Source organism: Proteus terrae subsp. cibarius (assembly GCF_011045835.1).
GTDB classification, from domain to species: domain Bacteria; phylum Pseudomonadota; class Gammaproteobacteria; order Enterobacterales; family Enterobacteriaceae; genus Proteus; species Proteus cibarius.
Genome location: NZ_CP047349.1, coordinates 2,072,110 through 2,090,592, shown reverse-complemented (window position 1 = coordinate 2,090,592; position 18,483 = coordinate 2,072,110). Strand labels below are relative to the sequence as shown.

Here is an 18,483-nt window from a genome sequence, read left to right as displayed (position 1 = left end):
CACTAACTGGGAGTATTTTATAAGATGAGTAATTTAACTAAAAAGAGTGCGTTGGCGATTGCTATAAGCGCAATCTTTGGATTATCAGCATTAACAGCTAATGCTGCTGTTGTTCCTGATGGGGTAAAATTAGCTGAAAAACAAGTGCTTGTACGTAATAACGGCTCTGAACCACAATCGCTTGATCCTCATAAAATCGAAGGTGTTCCTGAATCTGCATTAGCGCGTGATCTTTTCGAAGGCGTGACGATTGTTGGTCCAGATGGTGAAATTTTACCGGGCTCTGCAACTAGCTGGGAAAATAAAGACTTTACTGTTTGGACATTCAAAATTCGTGAAGGTGCTAAATGGTCAAATGGTGAACCTGTTACAGCACAAGATTTCGTCTATAGCTGGCAACGTTTAGCTGATCCTAATACGGCATCTCCTTATGAAAGCTATCTGCAATATGCGCATATCGTAAATATTGACGATATTATTGCCGGTAAGAAAAAAGCCACAGAATTAGGTGTTAAGGCATTAGATAGCAACACATTAGAAGTCACTTTATCTGAAGCGGTGCCTTATTTACCAAAATTATTAGCTCACTCCTCCATGTCGCCAGTAAACCAAAGAGTCATTGAAAAATTTGGGGAAAAATGGACGCAACCTGCTAACTTTGTCGGCAATGGTGCTTATGATTTAAAAGACTGGACAGTCAACGAACGTATTGTTTTAGAACGTAGCCCAACTTATTGGGATAACAAAAGTACCGTTATTGACCAAGTCACTTTTTTACCTATTTCATCAGAAGTCACTGACGTAAACCGCTATCGTGCGGGTGAAATTGACATGACATACAGCAATTTACCGATCGAATTTTTCCAAAAGCTGAAAAAAGAGATCCCAGATGAATTGCGTATAAGCCCATATTTATGTACTTATTATTATGAAATTAATAATGAGAAAGCACCGTTTAATGATCCGCGTGTTCGTGAAGCACTTAAGCTTTCAATGGATAGAGATATCATCACTTATAAAGTGAAAAACCAAGGTGATATTCCAGCTTACGGCTTTACCCCTCCATTCACAGACGGCATTAAAGAGAGTAAACCAGAGTGGTTTGCGACTTGGACTCAAGAACAACGTAATGAAAAAGCACGCCAATTATTAGAAGAAGCAGGCTATAACAAAGCAAATCCACTGAAATTTAAGCTTCTGTACAATACATCTGACTTACATAAAAAAGTCGCGATCGCCGCTTCTTCAATTTGGAAGAAAAACTTAGGTGCAGAAGTGTCTCTTGAGAACCAAGAGTGGAAGACATTCTTAGATACACGTCACCAAGGAACTTATGATGTTGCACGTGCTGGCTGGTGTGCGGATTATAACGAACCTTCATCATTCTTGAACATGATGTTGTCTTACAGCAGTAACAACACCGTTCACTATAAAAACACAGAATTTGACGCATTGATCAAAGAGTCTTTACGTGTGAAATCTGATGACGAACGTGCCGCTATTTATCAAAAAGCTGAAGGCGTATTAGATAAAGATTCGGCCATTGTTCCACTTTACTACTATGTAAACACCCGTTTAGTTAAACCTTATGTGGGTGGTTATTCAGGTAAAGATCCATTAGATAATTTACATACTAAAGACTTGTACATTATTGCTAAGTAATCGGGCGAGACCTTGTCTTTTTTAAGGCAAGGTCTTTTTATCGTCACGCCTGAATAGGTTTGTGTTATAGGAACGGGCAATGCTCAAATTTATTTTTCGTCGCTTTTTAGAAGCGATACCGACTCTATTTATTCTAATAACGATTTCGTTTTTTATGATGCGCTTAGCACCCGGTAGCCCTTTTACAGGGGAAAGGAAACTTCCACCGGAGGTTATGGCAAACATTGAAGCGAAATATCACTTAAACGATCCCATTTATAAACAATACTTCGATTATTTAATTCAATTGTCGAAAGGGGATTTAGGGCCTTCTTTTAAATATAAAGACTACAGTGTAAACACCTTAGTCGGTAAAGCATTCCCTGTTTCAGCTAAATTAGGGCTGTCGGCATTTATTTTTGCTGTCATTTTAGGTGTGGGGGCAGGCGTGATAGCCGCACTGAATCAAAACACCAAATGGGATTATACCGTCATGACTTTTGCCATGACGGGGGTTGTAATACCGAGTTTCGTTGTCGCACCACTACTGGTTCTTATTTTCGCTATTTCGTTGAGGTGGCTACCGGCTGGTGGCTGGAATGGCGGTGCGGTGCAATATATGTTGCTACCGATGATTGCACTGTCGCTTTCTTATATCGCCAGTATCTCGCGTATTACCCGTAGTTCAATGATTGAAGTGTTACATTCGAACTTTATCAGAACGGCAAAAGCGAAAGGCTTGCCGATGAAAAGAATTGTACTACGTCATGCTTTAAAACCTGCGTTGCTACCTGTTATCTCTTATATGGGGCCTGCATTCGTCGGTATTATTACGGGCTCAATGGTTATTGAAACCATCTTTGGATTGCCGGGTATTGGACAATTATTCGTTAATGGTGCTTTAAACCGTGATTACTCATTGGTATTAAGCTTAACCATTATCGTAGGTGCATTAACGATTTTCTTTAATGCGATTGTCGATATTTTATATGCCGTTATTGATCCGAAAATTCGTTATTAATAGACACTGGAGCGCGTTATGTTATCACTGAAGGAAAACAGCGAAGCTCTGGGGAATTTCTCGGAGCAGCTAGATATTGAAGGTCGTAGTTTATGGCAAGACGCTCGTCGTCGTTTTATGCACAATAAAGCGGCTATCACGAGCCTTGTATTACTTTTCTTTATTTTATTATTTGTTATTTTTGCCCCAATGTTATCGCCCTTTGTTTACGACGATACTGATTGGGAAATGATGTCAATGGCACCTGATTTTGCCTCTTCTCACTATTTTGGTACTGACTCATCTGGGCGTGACTTATTAGTCCGTGTTGCGATTGGTGGGCGTATTTCATTAATGGTTGGTATTGCAGCCGCCTTTGTTGCTGTTATTGTGGGTACGCTGTATGGCGCAATGGCAGGTTATATTGGTGGGCGTGTTGACTCCGTGATGATGCGTTTACTGGAAATCTTAAACTCATTCCCATTTATGTTCTTTGTTATCTTATTGGTGACATTTTTTGGTCAAAATATCTTACTGATTTTCGTTGCGATTGGGATGGTATCTTGGCTGGATATGGCACGTATTGTAAGAGGACAAACCTTAAGTCTAAAACGTAAAGAGTTTATTGAAGCCGCATTAGTCTGTGGTGTGTCATCACGCAATATTGTGTTAAGGCATATTGTACCTAACGTATTAGGTGTGGTGGTGGTTTATGCCTCTCTATTAGTGCCTAGTATGATTTTATTTGAATCCTTCTTAAGCTTCTTAGGTTTAGGAACACAAGAGCCACTAAGTAGTTGGGGCGCACTATTAAGTGATGGTGCAAACTCAATGGAAGTTTCTCCTTGGCTGTTACTTTTCCCGGCTTCGTTCTTAGTTGTCACACTGTTTTGCTTTAACTTTATCGGTGACGGCTTACGTGACGCATTAGACCCGAAAGATCGTTAAGGAGAACAAAATGACAAATTCAACAAGTAAGTCGTTATTAAGTGTTAAAGATCTCTGTGTGACTTTTGGTACACCAGATGGAGATGTTACTGCCGTTAATAAACTCAATTTTGAATTAGCTGCAGGTGAAACCTTAGGGATCGTCGGTGAATCGGGTTCAGGTAAATCGCAAACAGCTTTCGCATTGATGGGATTATTAGCGAAAAATGGTCGCACAGCGGGTAGTGCTAATTTTAATGGCCGTGAGATCTTAAATCTTCGTCAGAGCGAATTAAATAAAATGCGCGCTGAAGAAATATCCATGATATTCCAAGATCCAATGACTTCATTAAATCCCTATATGAAAGTCGGTGCACAGCTTATTGAAGTCTTAATGCTACATAAAGGCATGAGTAAAAATGATGCTTATGCAGAATCTGTGCGTATGTTAGATGCCGTAAAAATGCCTGAAGCTCATAAACGTATGAGCATGTATCCTCATGAGTTTTCAGGTGGTATGCGTCAACGTGTCATGATCGCGATGGCATTACTTTGTAAGCCAAAACTTTTAATTGCAGATGAACCCACAACGGCACTCGATGTGACGGTTCAAGCACAAATCATGACCTTACTCAATGAGCTTAAGAATGATTTAAACACCGCGATTATTATGATCACCCATGACTTGGGCGTGGTTGCAGGGATTTGCGATAAAGTATTGGTGATGTATGCAGGGCGTACTATGGAGTACGGTAAAGCGCGTGATATCTTCTATCAACCTTCACATCCGTACTCTATCGGCTTATTACAGGCGGTTCCGCGTTTAGACGGTGAAGATGAGCGACTCGCTACCATTCCCGGTAATCCTCCTAACTTATTGCGTTTACCAAAAGGCTGCCCATTCCAACCTCGTTGCCAGTATGCAACAGAGCAATGCTTAACGAGTGAACCTCAATTAGAGCAATTTGCACAAGGGCGATTACGTGCCTGTTTTAAAGCAGTGGAGGAATTGGTATGACTCAAGCCACATTACAAGATAGAAAAGTTATTCTTGAAGTGAATGACTTAAAAGTTTATTTCGATGTTCAAGATAATAAACAGTGGTTTTGGCAACCTAAAAAAAGCCTCAAAGCCGTTGATGGTGTCACACTGCGTTTATATGAAGGTGAAACACTCGGCGTTGTTGGTGAATCTGGTTGTGGTAAATCGACATTTGCTCGAGCCATTATTGGATTAGTCAAAGCCTCTGGCGGTACAGTCACTTGGTTAGGTAATGATTTACTGGGAATGGGAAATAAACAATGGCGCGATATTCGCCAAGATATTCAGATGATTTTCCAAGATCCGCTGGCTTCTCTAAACCCAAGAATGACGATTGGCGATATCATTGCCGAACCGCTTAAAACTTATCATCCTAAAATGAAACAGGTTGAAGTTGTTGAAAAAGTGAAAGCAATGATGATGCGAGTCGGATTATTGCCAAACTTAATCAACCGTTACCCACACGAATTCTCAGGTGGGCAATGCCAGCGTATCGGTATTGCGCGTGCGTTAATTTTAGAACCCAAATTAGTGATTTGTGATGAACCTGTTTCAGCATTAGACGTATCAATTCAGGCTCAAGTGGTTAACTTGCTGAAAGATATTCAAAAAGAGATGGGATTATCGTTAATCTTCATTGCGCACGATCTGGCAGTGGTAAAACATATTTCAGATCGTGTGTTGGTGATGTATTTAGGACATGCAGTGGAGTTAGGAACCTATGATGAAGTTTATCATCATCCATTACATCCTTATACTAAAGCGTTGATGTCAGCAGTGCCTATTCCTGATCCCGATAAAGAGCGTAATAAGCATATCGATTTATTAGAGGGGGAATTACCTTCACCGATTAATCCACCATCAGGCTGTATATTCCGTACACGTTGTCCGATGGCTGATGAAGAATGTGCAAAAACACGTCCTTTACTAGAAGGGAGCTTCCGCCATGCGGTCTCTTGCTTAAAAGTGGATCCGCTTTAAATTTTAATGAAAATTTATTAATGAATAAAAAAGTCTGAAATTATTCAGACTTTTTTTTACCTAAAAGATTGTCGTCAATTCTATGTTGTCTAATAGGTAAAAGATATTTTATTAAATTGTCTTACTTTAATATTGATCGTATTTTTATTCAAGAAAATTTAAACACATTGTTTATTATTAATATCTTAATTATCAACCTATTAGAGTGTTTTTTTTTAATATCAACGATATTTGCTCTTTTTATGAACCTCTACATATTGAAAAGAATACAGTTTTTAATGTGTTAGATGTAACTTAAATAAAATTTAAGTTTTTTTAATTGTAATAAAAAATTAATAAACATAAAGATTGATTTTTATCAATAAATCCCATATTGGATGGCCTTCTTTCTTTTATTTATAAGATTAATTAATGGTTTATCTTTTTTTAATTTAATTCGCGAGGGTAAAAAAGTGTTTTTTTATCTTTCTCTTTATCTTTTTCTTTGCTGTTGTATTCAACGGAATATTAAAATCCTAAAAAACACCTCTCAATATTAAATGATAAGTATTAACCCCTTCCATTTTAACAGAATAATATCTTTTATTTTCTTAAATAATAATTATTTTTTAGAGTTTATCCCTGTACAAAAAAGATAGTATAACTAAAGTGCGTCATTAACTTCCTGATATAAGGTGGTTGCGTATATTTACTTACACTTATTTAGTGTTTTATTATGCGTATTTTAATTGGTTAGAAAAATTTGAATGTTTGATTTTGTTAATCTCATAACGTAAATTAAATACAAATACATTTGAGGAAAGCGATTTTGGAAATAAATGATTTCTCATTGAATTTTAAATATATTTCAGAAAGAAAGATATTTTGTCATTCGATAGGATATGAACTCTCTCTTTTACGACAACGCAATTTAATGACGGGGGCTGAACTAGGAAAAATATTAAATATTTCTCAACAACAGATATCTCGTTATGAACGAGGTATAAATAAAATACCTGTTGATTTGTTATTTTACATATTAAATATATTTGATATTTCAATTGGTGATTTTTTTGAACGAGTTAGAAATAGAGTAATAACATTAAAATATAAGATAAAATATGATTCTGATAATAACATTCCTTTTTTTAAAAATGTTATTTAATAAACTTTAATCTATTAATTTATTTATGTGGATATACCAATATTACACTTTTTAATATGAATTTAAATTGAATTCTATTTATGTAATATCGACATATCTATTGAACCATTTTTTTTGTGATGTTTATTTTAAATATTTATATCTAAAATTTAGATTTAGATATTATTGTCCATTCTTAATATTATATTTTTAATATTAGCCTTATTATTTTAAGTCTATTTTGAAGTGAAGATGTTGTTTGTATTTACCTGAAATATAAAAAGGAAAAGTCAATGCTTAAAAGAAAAATGCTAGTTAAAACCGTATTCGCTGTATCAGTTTTATCACTGAGTAGTATTGCTTCGGCGGCTACTGTTGTTAATGGTGGTAAAATTAATTTTACGGGTCAAATAGTGAATGCAGCATGTGCTGTTAGCGCAAAATCAATGAATCAAACAATCAATATTGGTCAATATCGAACCGCTCAATTTGACAGTGTCGGTAAAACTGTTGGAAATACGGATTTTTCGATTGATTTAGAAGAGTGTGATACGACTGTTGCAAAAAATGCCTCTGCATCGTTTTCAGGCGTTAGCGATTCAAATGACAAAACAGTATTAGCCGTCAGTAATATCACAACGGGTGGCGCAGGCGCAGCTACTGGTGTGGGTATTGAGATCGCCGATCATACTGGTAAGGTTTTATCACCAGATGGTTCTGTATTCTCTACTGCTAAGCAGCTAATTGACGGTGCTAACACTTTGAATTTTGTTGCTCGCTATAAATCAACATTAGATACAGTAACACCAGGCCAGGCTGATGCCAATGTGACTTTCAGAATGCAATATGAATAAGTCTAACTAGTTTATTGAGAAGTATGGTCTGATAAAGGCCATACTTCTATATCGAGGCAAATATGAAATATAGTTTAATATATTCTATTGCGCTGTTTTTTTCTATTTCATTTACAACATATTCAATAGAACGGAATAAAGTATTTTTAAATGATGGTATTGTTTATTTTAGGGGCGGAATTGTTGAACCAGCATGTACAGTATCTCCAGAAAGTGAGAATCAGGTTGTAGATTTAGGTGTTATTAGCAGTAATCAATTTAATGGTGTAGGAAGCCATTCAATAAAAATTCCTTTTTTTATTAAGCTAATGAACTGCAATAAAAATATGGCTGATAAAGTGAGTGTATACATTTTAGGTGATGTGGATAATAAAGATAAACGTTTATTTAATATTACAGAAAAACAAAACTCAGCTTTAGGTGTTGGTGTCGCATTATTTAACTCTGAAGATGAAATAATAATTCCAAACAATATTAATAAATATAAGTTTATTGAAGAGAATGAATTAAAGCTAGAATTCAAAGCAAGCTATTTAGCAACAAGAAAAACGGTTATTGGCGGTAAGGCTGATAGTGTTGTTTGGTTTGTTTTTAATTATCATTAATTAAACCTATTACTCGAGGTTCATATGTATTTAATGTATAGAAATTATATTTTTTTATTTTTTCTCTTCTGTTTTTCTTCATTTTCTTATGCTGGGGGAGTGGCATTGGCTGCAACTCGTATAATATATCCAATGGATGCTAAACAAACATCAATTACTATTAATAATACAGATAAAAAACTACGGTTTTTAGTTCAATCATGGATTGATGATAGCAACGATAAAAAAACAGATGAATTTATTGTAACGCCGCCCCTTTTTGTGAGTAAACCTGAAAGTGAAAATAAATTAAGAATAATATATGCAGGAAAAGTTTTACCTACTGATAGAGAAAGCTTATTTTGGTTGAACACAAAAGCAATACCTGAAATAGAAAGAGAAGATATTAAAGATAAAAATATATTGCAATTAGCCGTTTTGTCTAGAATAAAAATATTTATTAGACCACAAGGGTTGGAATTTAAAACGGAAGATGTTCCTAATAGCCTGGAATTTATATATTCGCAGGGTAGGATAGTAATAAATAATCCAACGCCATATTATGCGACTTTAATTAATATAAAACTGGGAGATGAAAGGTTAAATAGTACTATGGTCCCACCCAAAGGGTCTATAGAAATAAAAATTAATAATCCTAGCTATAATCAAATATCTTATCAAACTATTAATGATTATGGTGCTAGCACGCCGACAATAATAAAAAAGGTTGGTAAATAATACTGTAAGATTAATTAATGATAAGGTTTTATTATGCTAAAATCTAAAACTATAATTTTTAATCTCCATCTCATTTTAGGTACTTTTTATTCGGGCATTAGCCATGCAGATAGTTTTTTTAATCCTAATTTGATATCGAGTGTTGATAGTGAAGTTGCAGATTTATCACGCTTTGATAAAGGTGAAGGTCAGCCTGAAGGAATGTATTCAGTAGAGATTTATGTCAATAATGAATATATTGAAACTAAAAACATTTCCTTTTATGAAGATAATAAATCATCTGATGGCACAGGATTATTACCTTGTTTGAATAGTCAAACATTAAACAATCTAGGCGTGAGTCTAAATGAAAATAGCAAGAGTATTAATAGTGAAAGTTGTATTAATATTTTAGATGAAATTGAAAAATCAAGTATTAGATTTGATTTTGAAAGTCAAAAATTATTTTTAAGTATTCCACAAGTAATGTTTAAAAATAATATTCGTGGCTATATTCCTCCAGAAAAATGGGATAACGGTATTAATGCATTCCTATTAAATTACAATTTTACAGGAAGAAATAGTAAAAACTATAAAGATAATATTAATAATAATAACTATTTTTTAAATATAAACCCGGGTATTAATGTGGGGTCATGGCGTTTACGTAATGAAAGCACATGGACGTACGCTAGCGGTGAAAGTGATCAGAATAAGTGGCGTAATATAAGAACATATGTACAAAAACCTATAATCCCATTAAAAGCAGAGCTGACAGTAGGTGATTCATTTTCTAGTGGTACCATTTTTGACAGCCTTGGTTTTAGAGGTGCTAAGCTAGAATCTGATGATAACATGCTACCAGATAGTATGAGAGGTTTCGCGCCTACAATTAAAGGGATTGCAAATAGCAATGCGATCGTTACTGTTAAACAAAATGGTTTTGTTATCTATCAAATTTCAGTTCCTCCCGGTGCATTCGAAATAAAAGATCTCTATGCAACATCAAGCAGTGGTAATTTAGATGTCGTAATTAAAGAGAATAATGGAGAAATAACTCAATTTGTTGTGCCTTATTCTAATGTGCCTATTTTGCAACGTGAAGGACGTCTTAAATATGAATTTATTGGTGGGGAATTTAGAAGTGGGTCTGATTTTCAAGATAAACCAAATTTTGGGCAATTAAGTTTAATTTATGGTTTGCCACATAATTTAACACTCTATGGTGGAAGTCAGTTTTCGAATAACTATCAAGCTTATGCTATTGGTCTTGGTGGCAATTTGGGAAATCTAGGCGCGATATCAGCTGACGTCATTCAAGCAAATAGTATTTTACCCAATGATGAACATAAAAAAGGACAGTCATTCCGTCTACTCTATGCAAAGTCAATTAATAGTACTGGGACTAATTTCCAAATTATGGGATATCGATATTCTACACAAGGATATTATACGTTAAATGAAGTGAGTTACAAAAGGATGGAAGGGCGTGAAATTATCACTCCTGATGGAATAACACGAGATAATGAAAGTTTATCTAACTATTATAATTTAAATTATTCTAAAAAAGGACGTTTTCAAGTTAATATTAATCAGCAAGTGACAGATAACAGTTCTTTATATCTACTAGGCTCTTATCAAAATTATTGGCGCACATCGGAAACGGAACAACTATGGCAAATTGGTTATAATGGAAATATAAAACAAATTAATTACAGCTTGAATTTTTCTAAATCTAAATCGCCTGGTATGAGCGGAGATAATAAAAATATTGCCTTTAACATTTCTATACCTATCAATGATCTTTTTAATCAAAATAGAGTTAATGATTTAAATTCTAGCCAAAATAGTATGTATGCCGTTTATTCTATGAATAGAAATAATGACAATATGTGGGTACAGCAGGCGGGGGTAACAGGGACATTACTTGAAGATAACAATTTAAATTATAATATCCAACAAGGATATGCACATAATGGCGGCGGATATTCAGGTATGGTTTATGCTAATTATAAAGGGAAATATGCGAATATAGGAAGTGGATATAATTATAATAATGATTGGCATGAATTAAATTATAATTTAAATGGTGGAGTGGTTGCACATTCTGGTGGAATAACGTTAAGTCAACCTTTAGGTGATACAAATATTCTTATTAAAGCAAATGATGCTAATGATATTAGAGTAGAGAATGCTAATGGTATATTAACTAACAGTAAAGGATATGCTGTTTTACCTTATGCCTCTATTTATAAGAATAATCGTGTTTCTTTAGATATTAATTCATTAGGCGAGAATGTTGAATTAGAAAATGCAATTATGAATGTTATTCCTACTAAAGGAGCATTAGTACAGGCTGATTTTAAAACAAATATCGGTTATCGAGCGATAGTCAATTTAAAGAAACAAAATGGTGCGATTATTCCATTTGGTGCAATGGTTGTCGATGAAGAACGTTCTGTGAGTGGGATCGTTGGTGATAACGGTAATGTTTTTATTTCTGGATTAGCACCGATAGGGAAATTAAAAGCCAAATGGGGAAGACTGGAAGATCAACAATGTGCATTTAATTATGAAATTAACGATAAATCATCTAAAGAAAAAGGGATTTATTTTATTTCTTCTACGTGTCAATCAGATAAATAGCAACTGAATGGGTTTTATTATGATGAGAATATTATTATTTACAATAATAGCCATTGCTTCAAATAGTGCTATTGCTGTTAGCTGTATCAGTGGTTGTAATGCTAATGAAATTTCAACACTAAGTGGACAGTTAACAAAAAATGAAAATAAGGTAGGGATCACTAAAGATGCATCTGATATTAGTTTAACTAATCGAACTACATTACGCTGGAATGCAGGTCAAGGACAAACTTGGGCAACATATTCTAATGGCAATATTCCTACTGCAAATACGAGTAATAATGATTGGGTATACTCAAGAATAGATGATTACATTTCAGTGGCTTTAAGGATGACAAATAATTGTAGAACAATTTATGTTCCTTATAATGTGCCTACTTTAAGTTCTACTTGTGGCCCGCGTTCTTATAAAGAAGGTGAAGAAGGGATTGTATCCACACGAAAATATCAGACCCGAATAAAAATTGATAAAGCGATTATTTCTGGTACTTATGTAAAAAATATTTTTGTTGGTGAATTTGGCTTTTGCCAACCACAAAATTGCGCCACAAAACAAGCTGTGATCACTCAGTTATTTTTAAATCTTTCGATATCTGTACCACAATCTTGTGTTATTAATTCAGGTCAAGTGTTAAATATTGATTTTGATAATATTCCTGCATCAAGTTTTAAAGAAGCGGGGAAAAAAGCCGAAGGTGTAAATACAATTTCTCGTAACTTAAGTATTCAATGTGACAATATAGATGCCAGTGCCGATTTAACGATGCGCTTACAAGCCGATTCTGTGCAGGGTAATGCAATAGTGTCTAATAATAAAAGTGTTGGATTTATTATTGCGAACGCGAATGGTGCGGAATTAACCCCTAATGATCTATCCAGTTTTATTCCTTTTAAACTAAATGGGAATTCTGACTCTAATGTTACCATTAATGTGTATCCTGTCAGTATTGATGGTAAAACACCGACAGAAGGGGCTGTGACATCGAGTGGTTTTCTAAGAGTCGATTTCCCTTAATTTATATAGGCTCATATCATGAATGAATTATTTTATAGTAACAAAATAATACGCTCTTTATTATGGATACTCTTTTTAGTGGTCGGGTGTTTAATATTTCTCGTTCAAAGCGCAAAAGCTGAATTGGCAAATACCAATATTGTTATAAAAGCAAATATTGTTGCAAACACATGCAGAGTAAGTCCTGAATCCATGAATAAATTTGTAGATTTGGGAGTATGGGGAACGAAAGATCTTAAGCAAAACAAAACAACAGAACCGATAAAATTTACGCTTAATTTAACGGATTGTGGTGTATTTACAACTGGAGTGAAAGTGACCTTTAAAGGGGATACTGATAGTCAAGATAATACACTATTTAAATTGTCAGAAAATGATTCTGCAAAAAATATTGGAATTGCAATTTTAGATAAAAATAAAGATAGGGTATTACCGGGGAAAAGTAGCATTATTTATCCCGTAGGAACAATCAATAATATTGCTCTTGATTTTTATGCACAATATGCAGCGACGGGTTCGGCTGTTGTGAGTGGTAGTGCAAATGGCGAAGTTTTGTTTTCTTTAGAATATCTTTAAATGATAAAGGGAACATTTTAGTTCCCTTTATGCATAACCCATTATAAATTAATCGGAATAAAGTTAAATCCAACCTTTAGCCCTAAAGGTTTTTAATGTAGCTACAAAATAACGCATCTCTTCTGGGGTTCCTAACGTTAAACGGCTCCAACCAAAAGCAGGCGGAAATTCGCGGCCCACCATAATATTCGCGTCTTTCATTCTATTTTGATAGGTTTTTACATCGCCTTTAACTTTATGGAATATAAAGTTTGCATGAGATGGTGCATATTCAATATTGAGCTCTTTTAAGGCATCCACAACCATCTGACGTGAAACATCAATCGATTTACGGCTATATTCCACATAAGCTTTATCTTTTAGTGAGGCTAATGCGGCAACTGCACCTGCAGTATTAGTATTATCAATAGAAACAAAGGCATCAATTTGTGAGATTACTTCTGGGACGGCAACGCCATAACCTACACGCAGCCCTGCTAAAGCATAAATTTTAGAGAAAGTACGGGTCACAATCAGGTTTTTATAACCTTCCGCTACTAATGTAATAGCACTGATAAATTCAGGTGTTGAAACAAACTCAGCATAAGCTTCATCAATAATAAAAAAGACATTCTCTTTTGCTGATTTTACCCAATTCGATAAATCTACACTAGGAGTTAACATTGCGGTTGGGTTATTCGGATTGCACAAATACACCATGCTAATACCATCAAACTCTTGCGCTTTTTTCTGCATAGTTGCTAAATCGAAAGCTAGAGTATTATCAACAGGCACTTTAACGATTTTTACACCTAAAGGTTCTGCATAAAGTTCGGCATAATTAAATGTTGGATCAGGAACAATAAGTTGAACTGATTTACCTTCTTTTTGTGCTTTATTTGCCACAAATTGAACTGCTGCTTGAATTGTTTCAGATGAACCGTTTCCCAAGGTGATATGTTTATCTGAAAGTTTAAATTCTTTCCCTAATTCGCTAATTAATTTGCTACGCGCCTCATCTGGATATCTAAATGCATTGGGTAAAGCATCAATAATGGCTTTTTTAGCGTTAGGCGACATGCCTAATGAGTTTTCATTGAAATTAAGCAGTAACGGATTTTCTGCATTAAATACTAATTTATTTTTTAGTACTTCATTGGCATAAGCTGAACTCACAAAAGAACTTAATGATAATCCGCCAATAACAAGGCTTGATGATGTTAAGAATGAACGACGATTCATGTTATGTTTCCCAAGTAAATTATTCTATGTTTTATTAGTTCTCATAGATTACTAAAAAAATGATAGAAGTAAATAAATATGATAAAAAAATAATTATTTATTCACTTTATTTTCATGGGAGCAAACGGGTAGCTGAGTGTTTTTGAGATAAGAATAGAATTATCCCTGTGATCTTTCAGTCTCTATTGCGCATTTTTCCGCTTCAGCAATGATCCAGTTTTTAAACTTATCTTGCTTTGAGTCAGGCATGATTTCACTTGGAGAGAGCAAGTAGTAGCTTGAGTTATCTTTAACAAAGCCATGTGTAGCGATAAGCTGTTGATCTTTTAATTCATCTTGCACCATAAGAAAAGAGGCGATGGTCGTACCTAATCCAGCAAGAGTAGCCTGAATAGCAAGATAAAAATGCTCATATTGGCTGGTATGAGTATAAGTAGATTGTTGCATACCTGAATATTGATACCAATCTTGCCAAGTTTGAGGGCGAGAGAGCGTTGTTAATTGCTTATCTGAATAATGGATATTATTAGGCTTTACGACAGCACCAATTCGCTCATCACATATTTTTGTTGCATAAATATTCTTATGCCATAAGAAATCATTCCGCCGAAATGCTAAATCGACACCTTCTTTATTGAAATCAATCGCACCACCCGCGGCAACTAAATGCAACGTGATTTCAGGGTGTAATGCATAAAAGTGAGATAAGCGAGGAATAAGCCATTTCATCGCAATAGTGGGTTCACAAGAAACCGCTAACACCGGATTATTTAAAGGGGAGCGCAGATGCGAGACTGTTTCTTCTAGCTGTTCAAAAATTGAAGAAGTTGTTTTATATAAATATCGACCCGCTTCATTTAAATAAACTGCGCGATTGCGCCGTTCAAATAAAGGAATACCTAATTCATCTTCTAATAATCGTATTTGGCGACTTACTGCGCTGTGAGTGACATGAAGTTGTTCCGCTGCATTAACAAAACTACCTGTTTGAGCGGCACTATTAAAAAAACGCAATGATGTTAAAGAGGGTGTTTTCATAAAGATAAGCAATAAAGTTGAGTTGTAAAAATAGACGATGAAAAATCACAGATATACTGCAAGATAAATCGCTTTTTATTTTTAGTCAAGACAGCAAAATAGGGTAATTGTTGGTGAGTTAAATAGGTTTTTATTAAAAGAAGAACATATTTTATGTCACTTTTTATTACTTATTATTGATTCAAAAGTGAGAGTGAGAAGAACAATGAGTGAACTAATTGCTGTGGCGATAATTACAATATTGGCAGTTATTAGCCCAGGGCCAGATTTTGCTATGGTGACAAAAAATAGTTATTCCTATGGTGTAAGAGTAGGGTTAATGACAGCAATTGGTATTGCGATTGGAGTACAATTACATGTTTTTTATACCGTATTTGGTATCTCTTTTATTATTATGGGATCACCAACGCTCTTTTTTATTATGAAATTATTAGGTGTTGGATATTTAATTTATCTTGGGGTTAAATCGTTAACGAATAAAACACAACTGACCATTGAGAATGCGAGCAATTTAGCACCCAATATGTTTCAGGCATTACGTGTTGGTTTTTTTACTAATGCTTTAAATCCTAAAACGATGTTGTTTGTTATTGCACTTTATACGCAAGTTGCCAACTTAAGTAATCCACTTTGGATAAATCTTTCTTATGGTATGTTTATCTCTGTTGCTCATTGGGTTTGGTTTAGTTGTGTTGCGTTATTTTTTTCTACGCCTTTATTACGCACAAAAATACTTTCAAATCAAAAAGTGGCAGATAAAATTATTGGTGTATTATTAATCCTTTTGGGTATTGGGTTGTTGTTTATTTCAGTGAAGTAGAAAATTAAACAAATAAAAAGGAGATCAAATAATGATCTCCTTTCTTTATTTTAAGTGAGGATTTAATTTGATTCAGGAAACGTTAATGTTGCCCCTGGTGCTTCACGACTAAGATGAATAAAATTTAGGTGCTTTTCATATTGATCTAAAATATCTGTAATGACCTGCTCTTTGGTGTAATCCATTAAGTCATTTCCTTGGGAGCCTTCCCATAAATAAGTCTCTAAACGGTAATAATCTGATTTACCTCGACGAGCACGATAAGTAAATGCAGGTACTGAATATTTTTGTGGCCAAATCTGATAAATAAAATTTTGCTCTTGGTCAAGATCGACCACAAGCTCTAAATGATGTAAGCGTTCATTATCTTCAATTGGGCAATAATTGAATTCGACTTTGGCTCCTCGTAATAACAGCTCTTTAGCCACATCTTGCATTGCTGGCATACAAGTTAAATCTAACATCCGTTGTGTATAGGTCGTTCCTGGGAAATTCATTACTCGCCCTAAACGCTGTTTCCAATTCATCGTAGTATTGCCATAAAGTGGTGCTGGCGCATTGGTATTTAGCGAACTAACACGTCTAAAATCTTCGACTTTTAATGATTTATAAAGTCCGGCCATAATAAAGAAAATAACAAAGCTAAAGGGTAATCCCATTATTATGGTTGTGTTTTGTAAGGCCGAAATACCATCTGCCATTAACATACCTAACGTTAATAAACCAATAGCAATAGACCAGAAAATGCGAAGCCAATTGGGGGCGTCATTATTAACATGGCTTAATTGAGAGGTGAAATTACCTAATACTAATGAACCAGAGTCGGCAGAAGTGACATAAAATAATAATCCAGTAATTGTGGCAACAGACGCCGTTAAACCAAAACCAGGATAGAGTTCTAATAATGAATAAAATCCTTTTTCGGGAGCTTCCAATACTGTTTTTGCGAGTTCTTTATTACCATGGATCACTTCATATAAAGCACTATTACCAAAAATTGACAACCATAGTAGTGTAAAAACAAAGGGAATAATTAAGGTACCTATGACGAATTGTCGAATTGTTCGTCCTCTTGAGATCCGTGCCAAAAATAGACCAACAAAAGGTGACCATGCAACCCACCAAGCCCAGAAAAAGAGTGTCCAGCTATTCATCCAATCGGTTGGTTTATCAAATGCAAAGCTATTTAATGTCATGCCTAAAAAACGATTAGTATAATCACCGACATTTAATACTAGCGCATTTAATAAAAACTCAGTATCACCTGCAAATAAGATAAATAAAATAAGTCCTATTGCAAGTAATACATTGAGTTCAGATAAAATCCTGATCCCTTTATTAACGCCAGATGTTGCCGAAATAACGGCCATAATTACAGATAATAGAATTAACCCGCCTTGAACGCCTAGCCCTTGGGGCAAATCAAAAAGAACTTTTAGCCCATAATTAAGTTGTACAACACCAATACCTAATGTTGTCGCAATACCAAAAATAGTTCCCAATACCGCTGCAATATCAACGGTATGGCCAATTGGGCCATAAATGCGGTTTCCAAAGATAGGATAAAGTGCAGAGCGTATGGTCAAGGGCAAATTATAACGATAGCTAAAATAACCGAGTGCTATACCAATAAGTGCATACATAGACCAGCCCGTCAGGCCATAGTGGAATAAAGTCCACACCATCGACTGACGGGCTGCTTCTATTGTTTCACCTTCGCCTGTTGGCGGTAACATATATTGCGTAATGGGCTCCGCCACAGAGAAAAACATCAAATCAATCCCAATACCTGCTGCAAATAACATTGCAGACCAACTTAAAACACTAAACTCGGGTTTTGATTGTTCAGGCCCTAATTTGATATTTCCAAAACGAGAAGTAGCAACAAAAATAACAAAAACGATGTATAGCGTTGCTGCTAATAAATAGTACCAACCAAAGGTTTTTGATACCCATCCTAGCGTTGACACGATCCATGTATTTGCCGTTTCTGTCATTAAAATTGTGAAAAAAGAAAACGCTAAAATTAGCGTTGCTGAAGCGAAAAAAACAACAGAATTTAGCTTGTCTTTCTGTGGTTTTTTTGTGCTGTTAAGAGTTGTCATCAGAAATTCCAAAAATTTATTTATCTAAAAGTTAAAAGTTGCATTCTTTGTTAACTAATTGAATTAGTTGCAAAGATTCAAATTTTCACAATGTCCTCCTATATAAAAATGTAAATTAATTGTGATAAACAATAGTTAATATTGATTGAATGTTCAATTAAAAAAACGTTTAATAAAAGCGTTCAATGTATTTT

At 34.7% G+C, this 18,483-nt stretch carries 16 protein-coding genes; 13 read left to right on the top strand and 3 right to left on the bottom strand.

The features are described from left to right. The first annotated feature begins 24 nt into the window (after window positions 1–24). The 12 genes from oppA to GTH25_RS09735 all read left to right on the top strand — a co-directional run bounded on the left by oppA (window position 25) and on the right by GTH25_RS09735 (window position 13,105). On the top strand, window positions 25–1,662 hold the full coding sequence (gene oppA, locus GTH25_RS09790; RefSeq protein ID WP_164530531.1) for an oligopeptide ABC transporter substrate-binding protein OppA: 1,638 nt from the start codon (window positions 25–27) through the stop codon (window positions 1,660–1,662). A gap of 79 nt (window positions 1,663–1,741) precedes the next feature. Then, window positions 1,742–2,662: an oligopeptide ABC transporter permease OppB gene (gene oppB / locus GTH25_RS09785; RefSeq protein ID WP_069368989.1), complete on the top strand. Its 921-nt coding sequence runs from the start codon at window positions 1,742–1,744 to the stop codon at window positions 2,660–2,662. Window positions 2,663–2,680: 18 nt separating this feature from the next. Then, a complete protein-coding gene (gene oppC / locus GTH25_RS09780; protein ID WP_023581989.1) occupies window positions 2,681–3,589 on the top strand; it encodes an oligopeptide ABC transporter permease OppC in 909 nt (302 codons plus the stop codon). Between the two features lie 10 nt (window positions 3,590–3,599). After that, on the top strand, window positions 3,600–4,586 hold the full coding sequence (gene oppD, locus GTH25_RS09775; protein WP_075673767.1) for an ABC transporter ATP-binding protein: 987 nt from the start codon (window positions 3,600–3,602) through the stop codon (window positions 4,584–4,586). Continuing rightward, the gene (oppF, locus tag GTH25_RS09770; RefSeq protein WP_075673768.1) at window positions 4,583–5,590 is read left to right on the top strand and encodes a murein tripeptide/oligopeptide ABC transporter ATP binding protein OppF; all 1,008 of its coding nucleotides are present in this window, start codon (window positions 4,583–4,585) and stop codon (window positions 5,588–5,590) included. Before oppD ends, oppF begins: the two co-directional genes overlap by 4 nt. Window positions 5,591–6,398: 808 nt before the next feature. After that, complete coding sequence (locus GTH25_RS09765; RefSeq protein ID WP_098942576.1) at window positions 6,399–6,734, top strand: helix-turn-helix domain-containing protein; 336 nt, start codon at window positions 6,399–6,401, stop codon at window positions 6,732–6,734. A gap of 272 nt (window positions 6,735–7,006) precedes the next feature. Continuing rightward, the gene (gene fimA / locus GTH25_RS09760; protein ID WP_069368993.1) at window positions 7,007–7,567 is read left to right on the top strand and encodes a type 1 fimbrial major subunit FimA; all 561 of its coding nucleotides are present in this window, start codon (window positions 7,007–7,009) and stop codon (window positions 7,565–7,567) included. Window positions 7,568–7,629: 62 nt separating this feature from the next. Continuing rightward, window positions 7,630–8,172 carry a fimbrial protein gene (locus GTH25_RS09755; RefSeq protein WP_156733507.1) on the top strand — a complete coding sequence of 181 codons (543 nt, stop codon included), beginning with the start codon at window positions 7,630–7,632 and terminating at the stop codon, window positions 8,170–8,172. 24 nt (window positions 8,173–8,196) lie between these two features. Beyond that, window positions 8,197–8,889 carry a fimbria/pilus periplasmic chaperone gene (locus GTH25_RS09750; RefSeq protein WP_156733505.1) on the top strand — a complete coding sequence of 231 codons (693 nt, stop codon included), beginning with the start codon at window positions 8,197–8,199 and terminating at the stop codon, window positions 8,887–8,889. A 33-nt stretch (window positions 8,890–8,922) separates the two neighbouring features. Next, a complete protein-coding gene (locus GTH25_RS09745; protein WP_156733503.1) occupies window positions 8,923–11,514 on the top strand; it encodes a fimbrial biogenesis usher protein in 2,592 nt (863 codons plus the stop codon). A gap of 19 nt (window positions 11,515–11,533) precedes the next feature. Next, the gene (locus GTH25_RS09740; protein ID WP_098944070.1) at window positions 11,534–12,529 is read left to right on the top strand and encodes a fimbrial protein; all 996 of its coding nucleotides are present in this window, start codon (window positions 11,534–11,536) and stop codon (window positions 12,527–12,529) included. Between the two features lie 18 nt (window positions 12,530–12,547). After that, complete coding sequence (locus tag GTH25_RS09735) at window positions 12,548–13,105, top strand: fimbrial protein (RefSeq protein WP_098942581.1); 558 nt, start codon at window positions 12,548–12,550, stop codon at window positions 13,103–13,105. 63 nt (window positions 13,106–13,168) lie between these two features. On the opposite strand, the gene GTH25_RS09730 is transcribed toward GTH25_RS09735, so the two are convergent. Continuing rightward, the gene (locus GTH25_RS09730) at window positions 13,169–14,326 is read right to left on the bottom strand and encodes a pyridoxal phosphate-dependent aminotransferase (RefSeq protein ID WP_164530530.1); all 1,158 of its coding nucleotides are present in this window, start codon (window positions 14,324–14,326) and stop codon (window positions 13,169–13,171) included. 159 nt (window positions 14,327–14,485) lie between these two features. Beyond that, window positions 14,486–15,364: a LysR family transcriptional regulator gene (locus GTH25_RS09725; protein WP_164530529.1), complete on the bottom strand. Its 879-nt coding sequence runs from the start codon at window positions 15,362–15,364 to the stop codon at window positions 14,486–14,488. A 205-nt stretch (window positions 15,365–15,569) separates the two neighbouring features. Between GTH25_RS09725 and GTH25_RS09720 the strand changes: the two genes are divergently transcribed. Beyond that, window positions 15,570–16,184: a LysE family translocator gene (locus GTH25_RS09720; protein WP_164530528.1), complete on the top strand. Its 615-nt coding sequence runs from the start codon at window positions 15,570–15,572 to the stop codon at window positions 16,182–16,184. A gap of 62 nt (window positions 16,185–16,246) precedes the next feature. Here the strand turns inward: GTH25_RS09720 and GTH25_RS09715 are convergent, their stop codons facing one another. Further along, window positions 16,247–18,289 carry a choline transporter gene (locus GTH25_RS09715; RefSeq protein ID WP_164530527.1) on the bottom strand — a complete coding sequence of 681 codons (2,043 nt, stop codon included), beginning with the start codon at window positions 18,287–18,289 and terminating at the stop codon, window positions 16,247–16,249. Window positions 18,290–18,483 lie beyond the last annotated feature (194 nt).

Coding starts and splice junctions, on each gene's coding strand:
- oppA (WP_164530531.1), top strand. CDS start 25: ATGAGTAATTTAACTAAAAAGAGTGCGTTGGCGATTGCTATAAGCGCA.
- GTH25_RS09715 (WP_164530527.1), bottom strand. CDS start 18,289: ATGACAACTCTTAACAGCACAAAAAAACCACAGAAAGACAAGCTAAAT.
- oppB (WP_069368989.1), top strand. CDS start 1,742: ATGCTCAAATTTATTTTTCGTCGCTTTTTAGAAGCGATACCGACTCTA.
- fimA (WP_069368993.1), top strand. CDS start 7,007: ATGCTTAAAAGAAAAATGCTAGTTAAAACCGTATTCGCTGTATCAGTT.
- GTH25_RS09730 (WP_164530530.1), bottom strand. CDS start 14,326: ATGAATCGTCGTTCATTCTTAACATCATCAAGCCTTGTTATTGGCGGA.
- GTH25_RS09740 (WP_098944070.1), top strand. CDS start 11,534: ATGATGAGAATATTATTATTTACAATAATAGCCATTGCTTCAAATAGT.
- GTH25_RS09755 (WP_156733507.1), top strand. CDS start 7,630: ATGAAATATAGTTTAATATATTCTATTGCGCTGTTTTTTTCTATTTCA.
- GTH25_RS09720 (WP_164530528.1), top strand. CDS start 15,570: ATGAGTGAACTAATTGCTGTGGCGATAATTACAATATTGGCAGTTATT.
- GTH25_RS09745 (WP_156733503.1), top strand. CDS start 8,923: ATGCTAAAATCTAAAACTATAATTTTTAATCTCCATCTCATTTTAGGT.
- GTH25_RS09735 (WP_098942581.1), top strand. CDS start 12,548: ATGAATGAATTATTTTATAGTAACAAAATAATACGCTCTTTATTATGG.
- oppF (WP_075673768.1), top strand. CDS start 4,583: ATGACTCAAGCCACATTACAAGATAGAAAAGTTATTCTTGAAGTGAAT.
- GTH25_RS09750 (WP_156733505.1), top strand. CDS start 8,197: ATGTATTTAATGTATAGAAATTATATTTTTTTATTTTTTCTCTTCTGT.
- oppD (WP_075673767.1), top strand. CDS start 3,600: ATGACAAATTCAACAAGTAAGTCGTTATTAAGTGTTAAAGATCTCTGT.
- GTH25_RS09725 (WP_164530529.1), bottom strand. CDS start 15,364: ATGAAAACACCCTCTTTAACATCATTGCGTTTTTTTAATAGTGCCGCT.
- oppC (WP_023581989.1), top strand. CDS start 2,681: ATGTTATCACTGAAGGAAAACAGCGAAGCTCTGGGGAATTTCTCGGAG.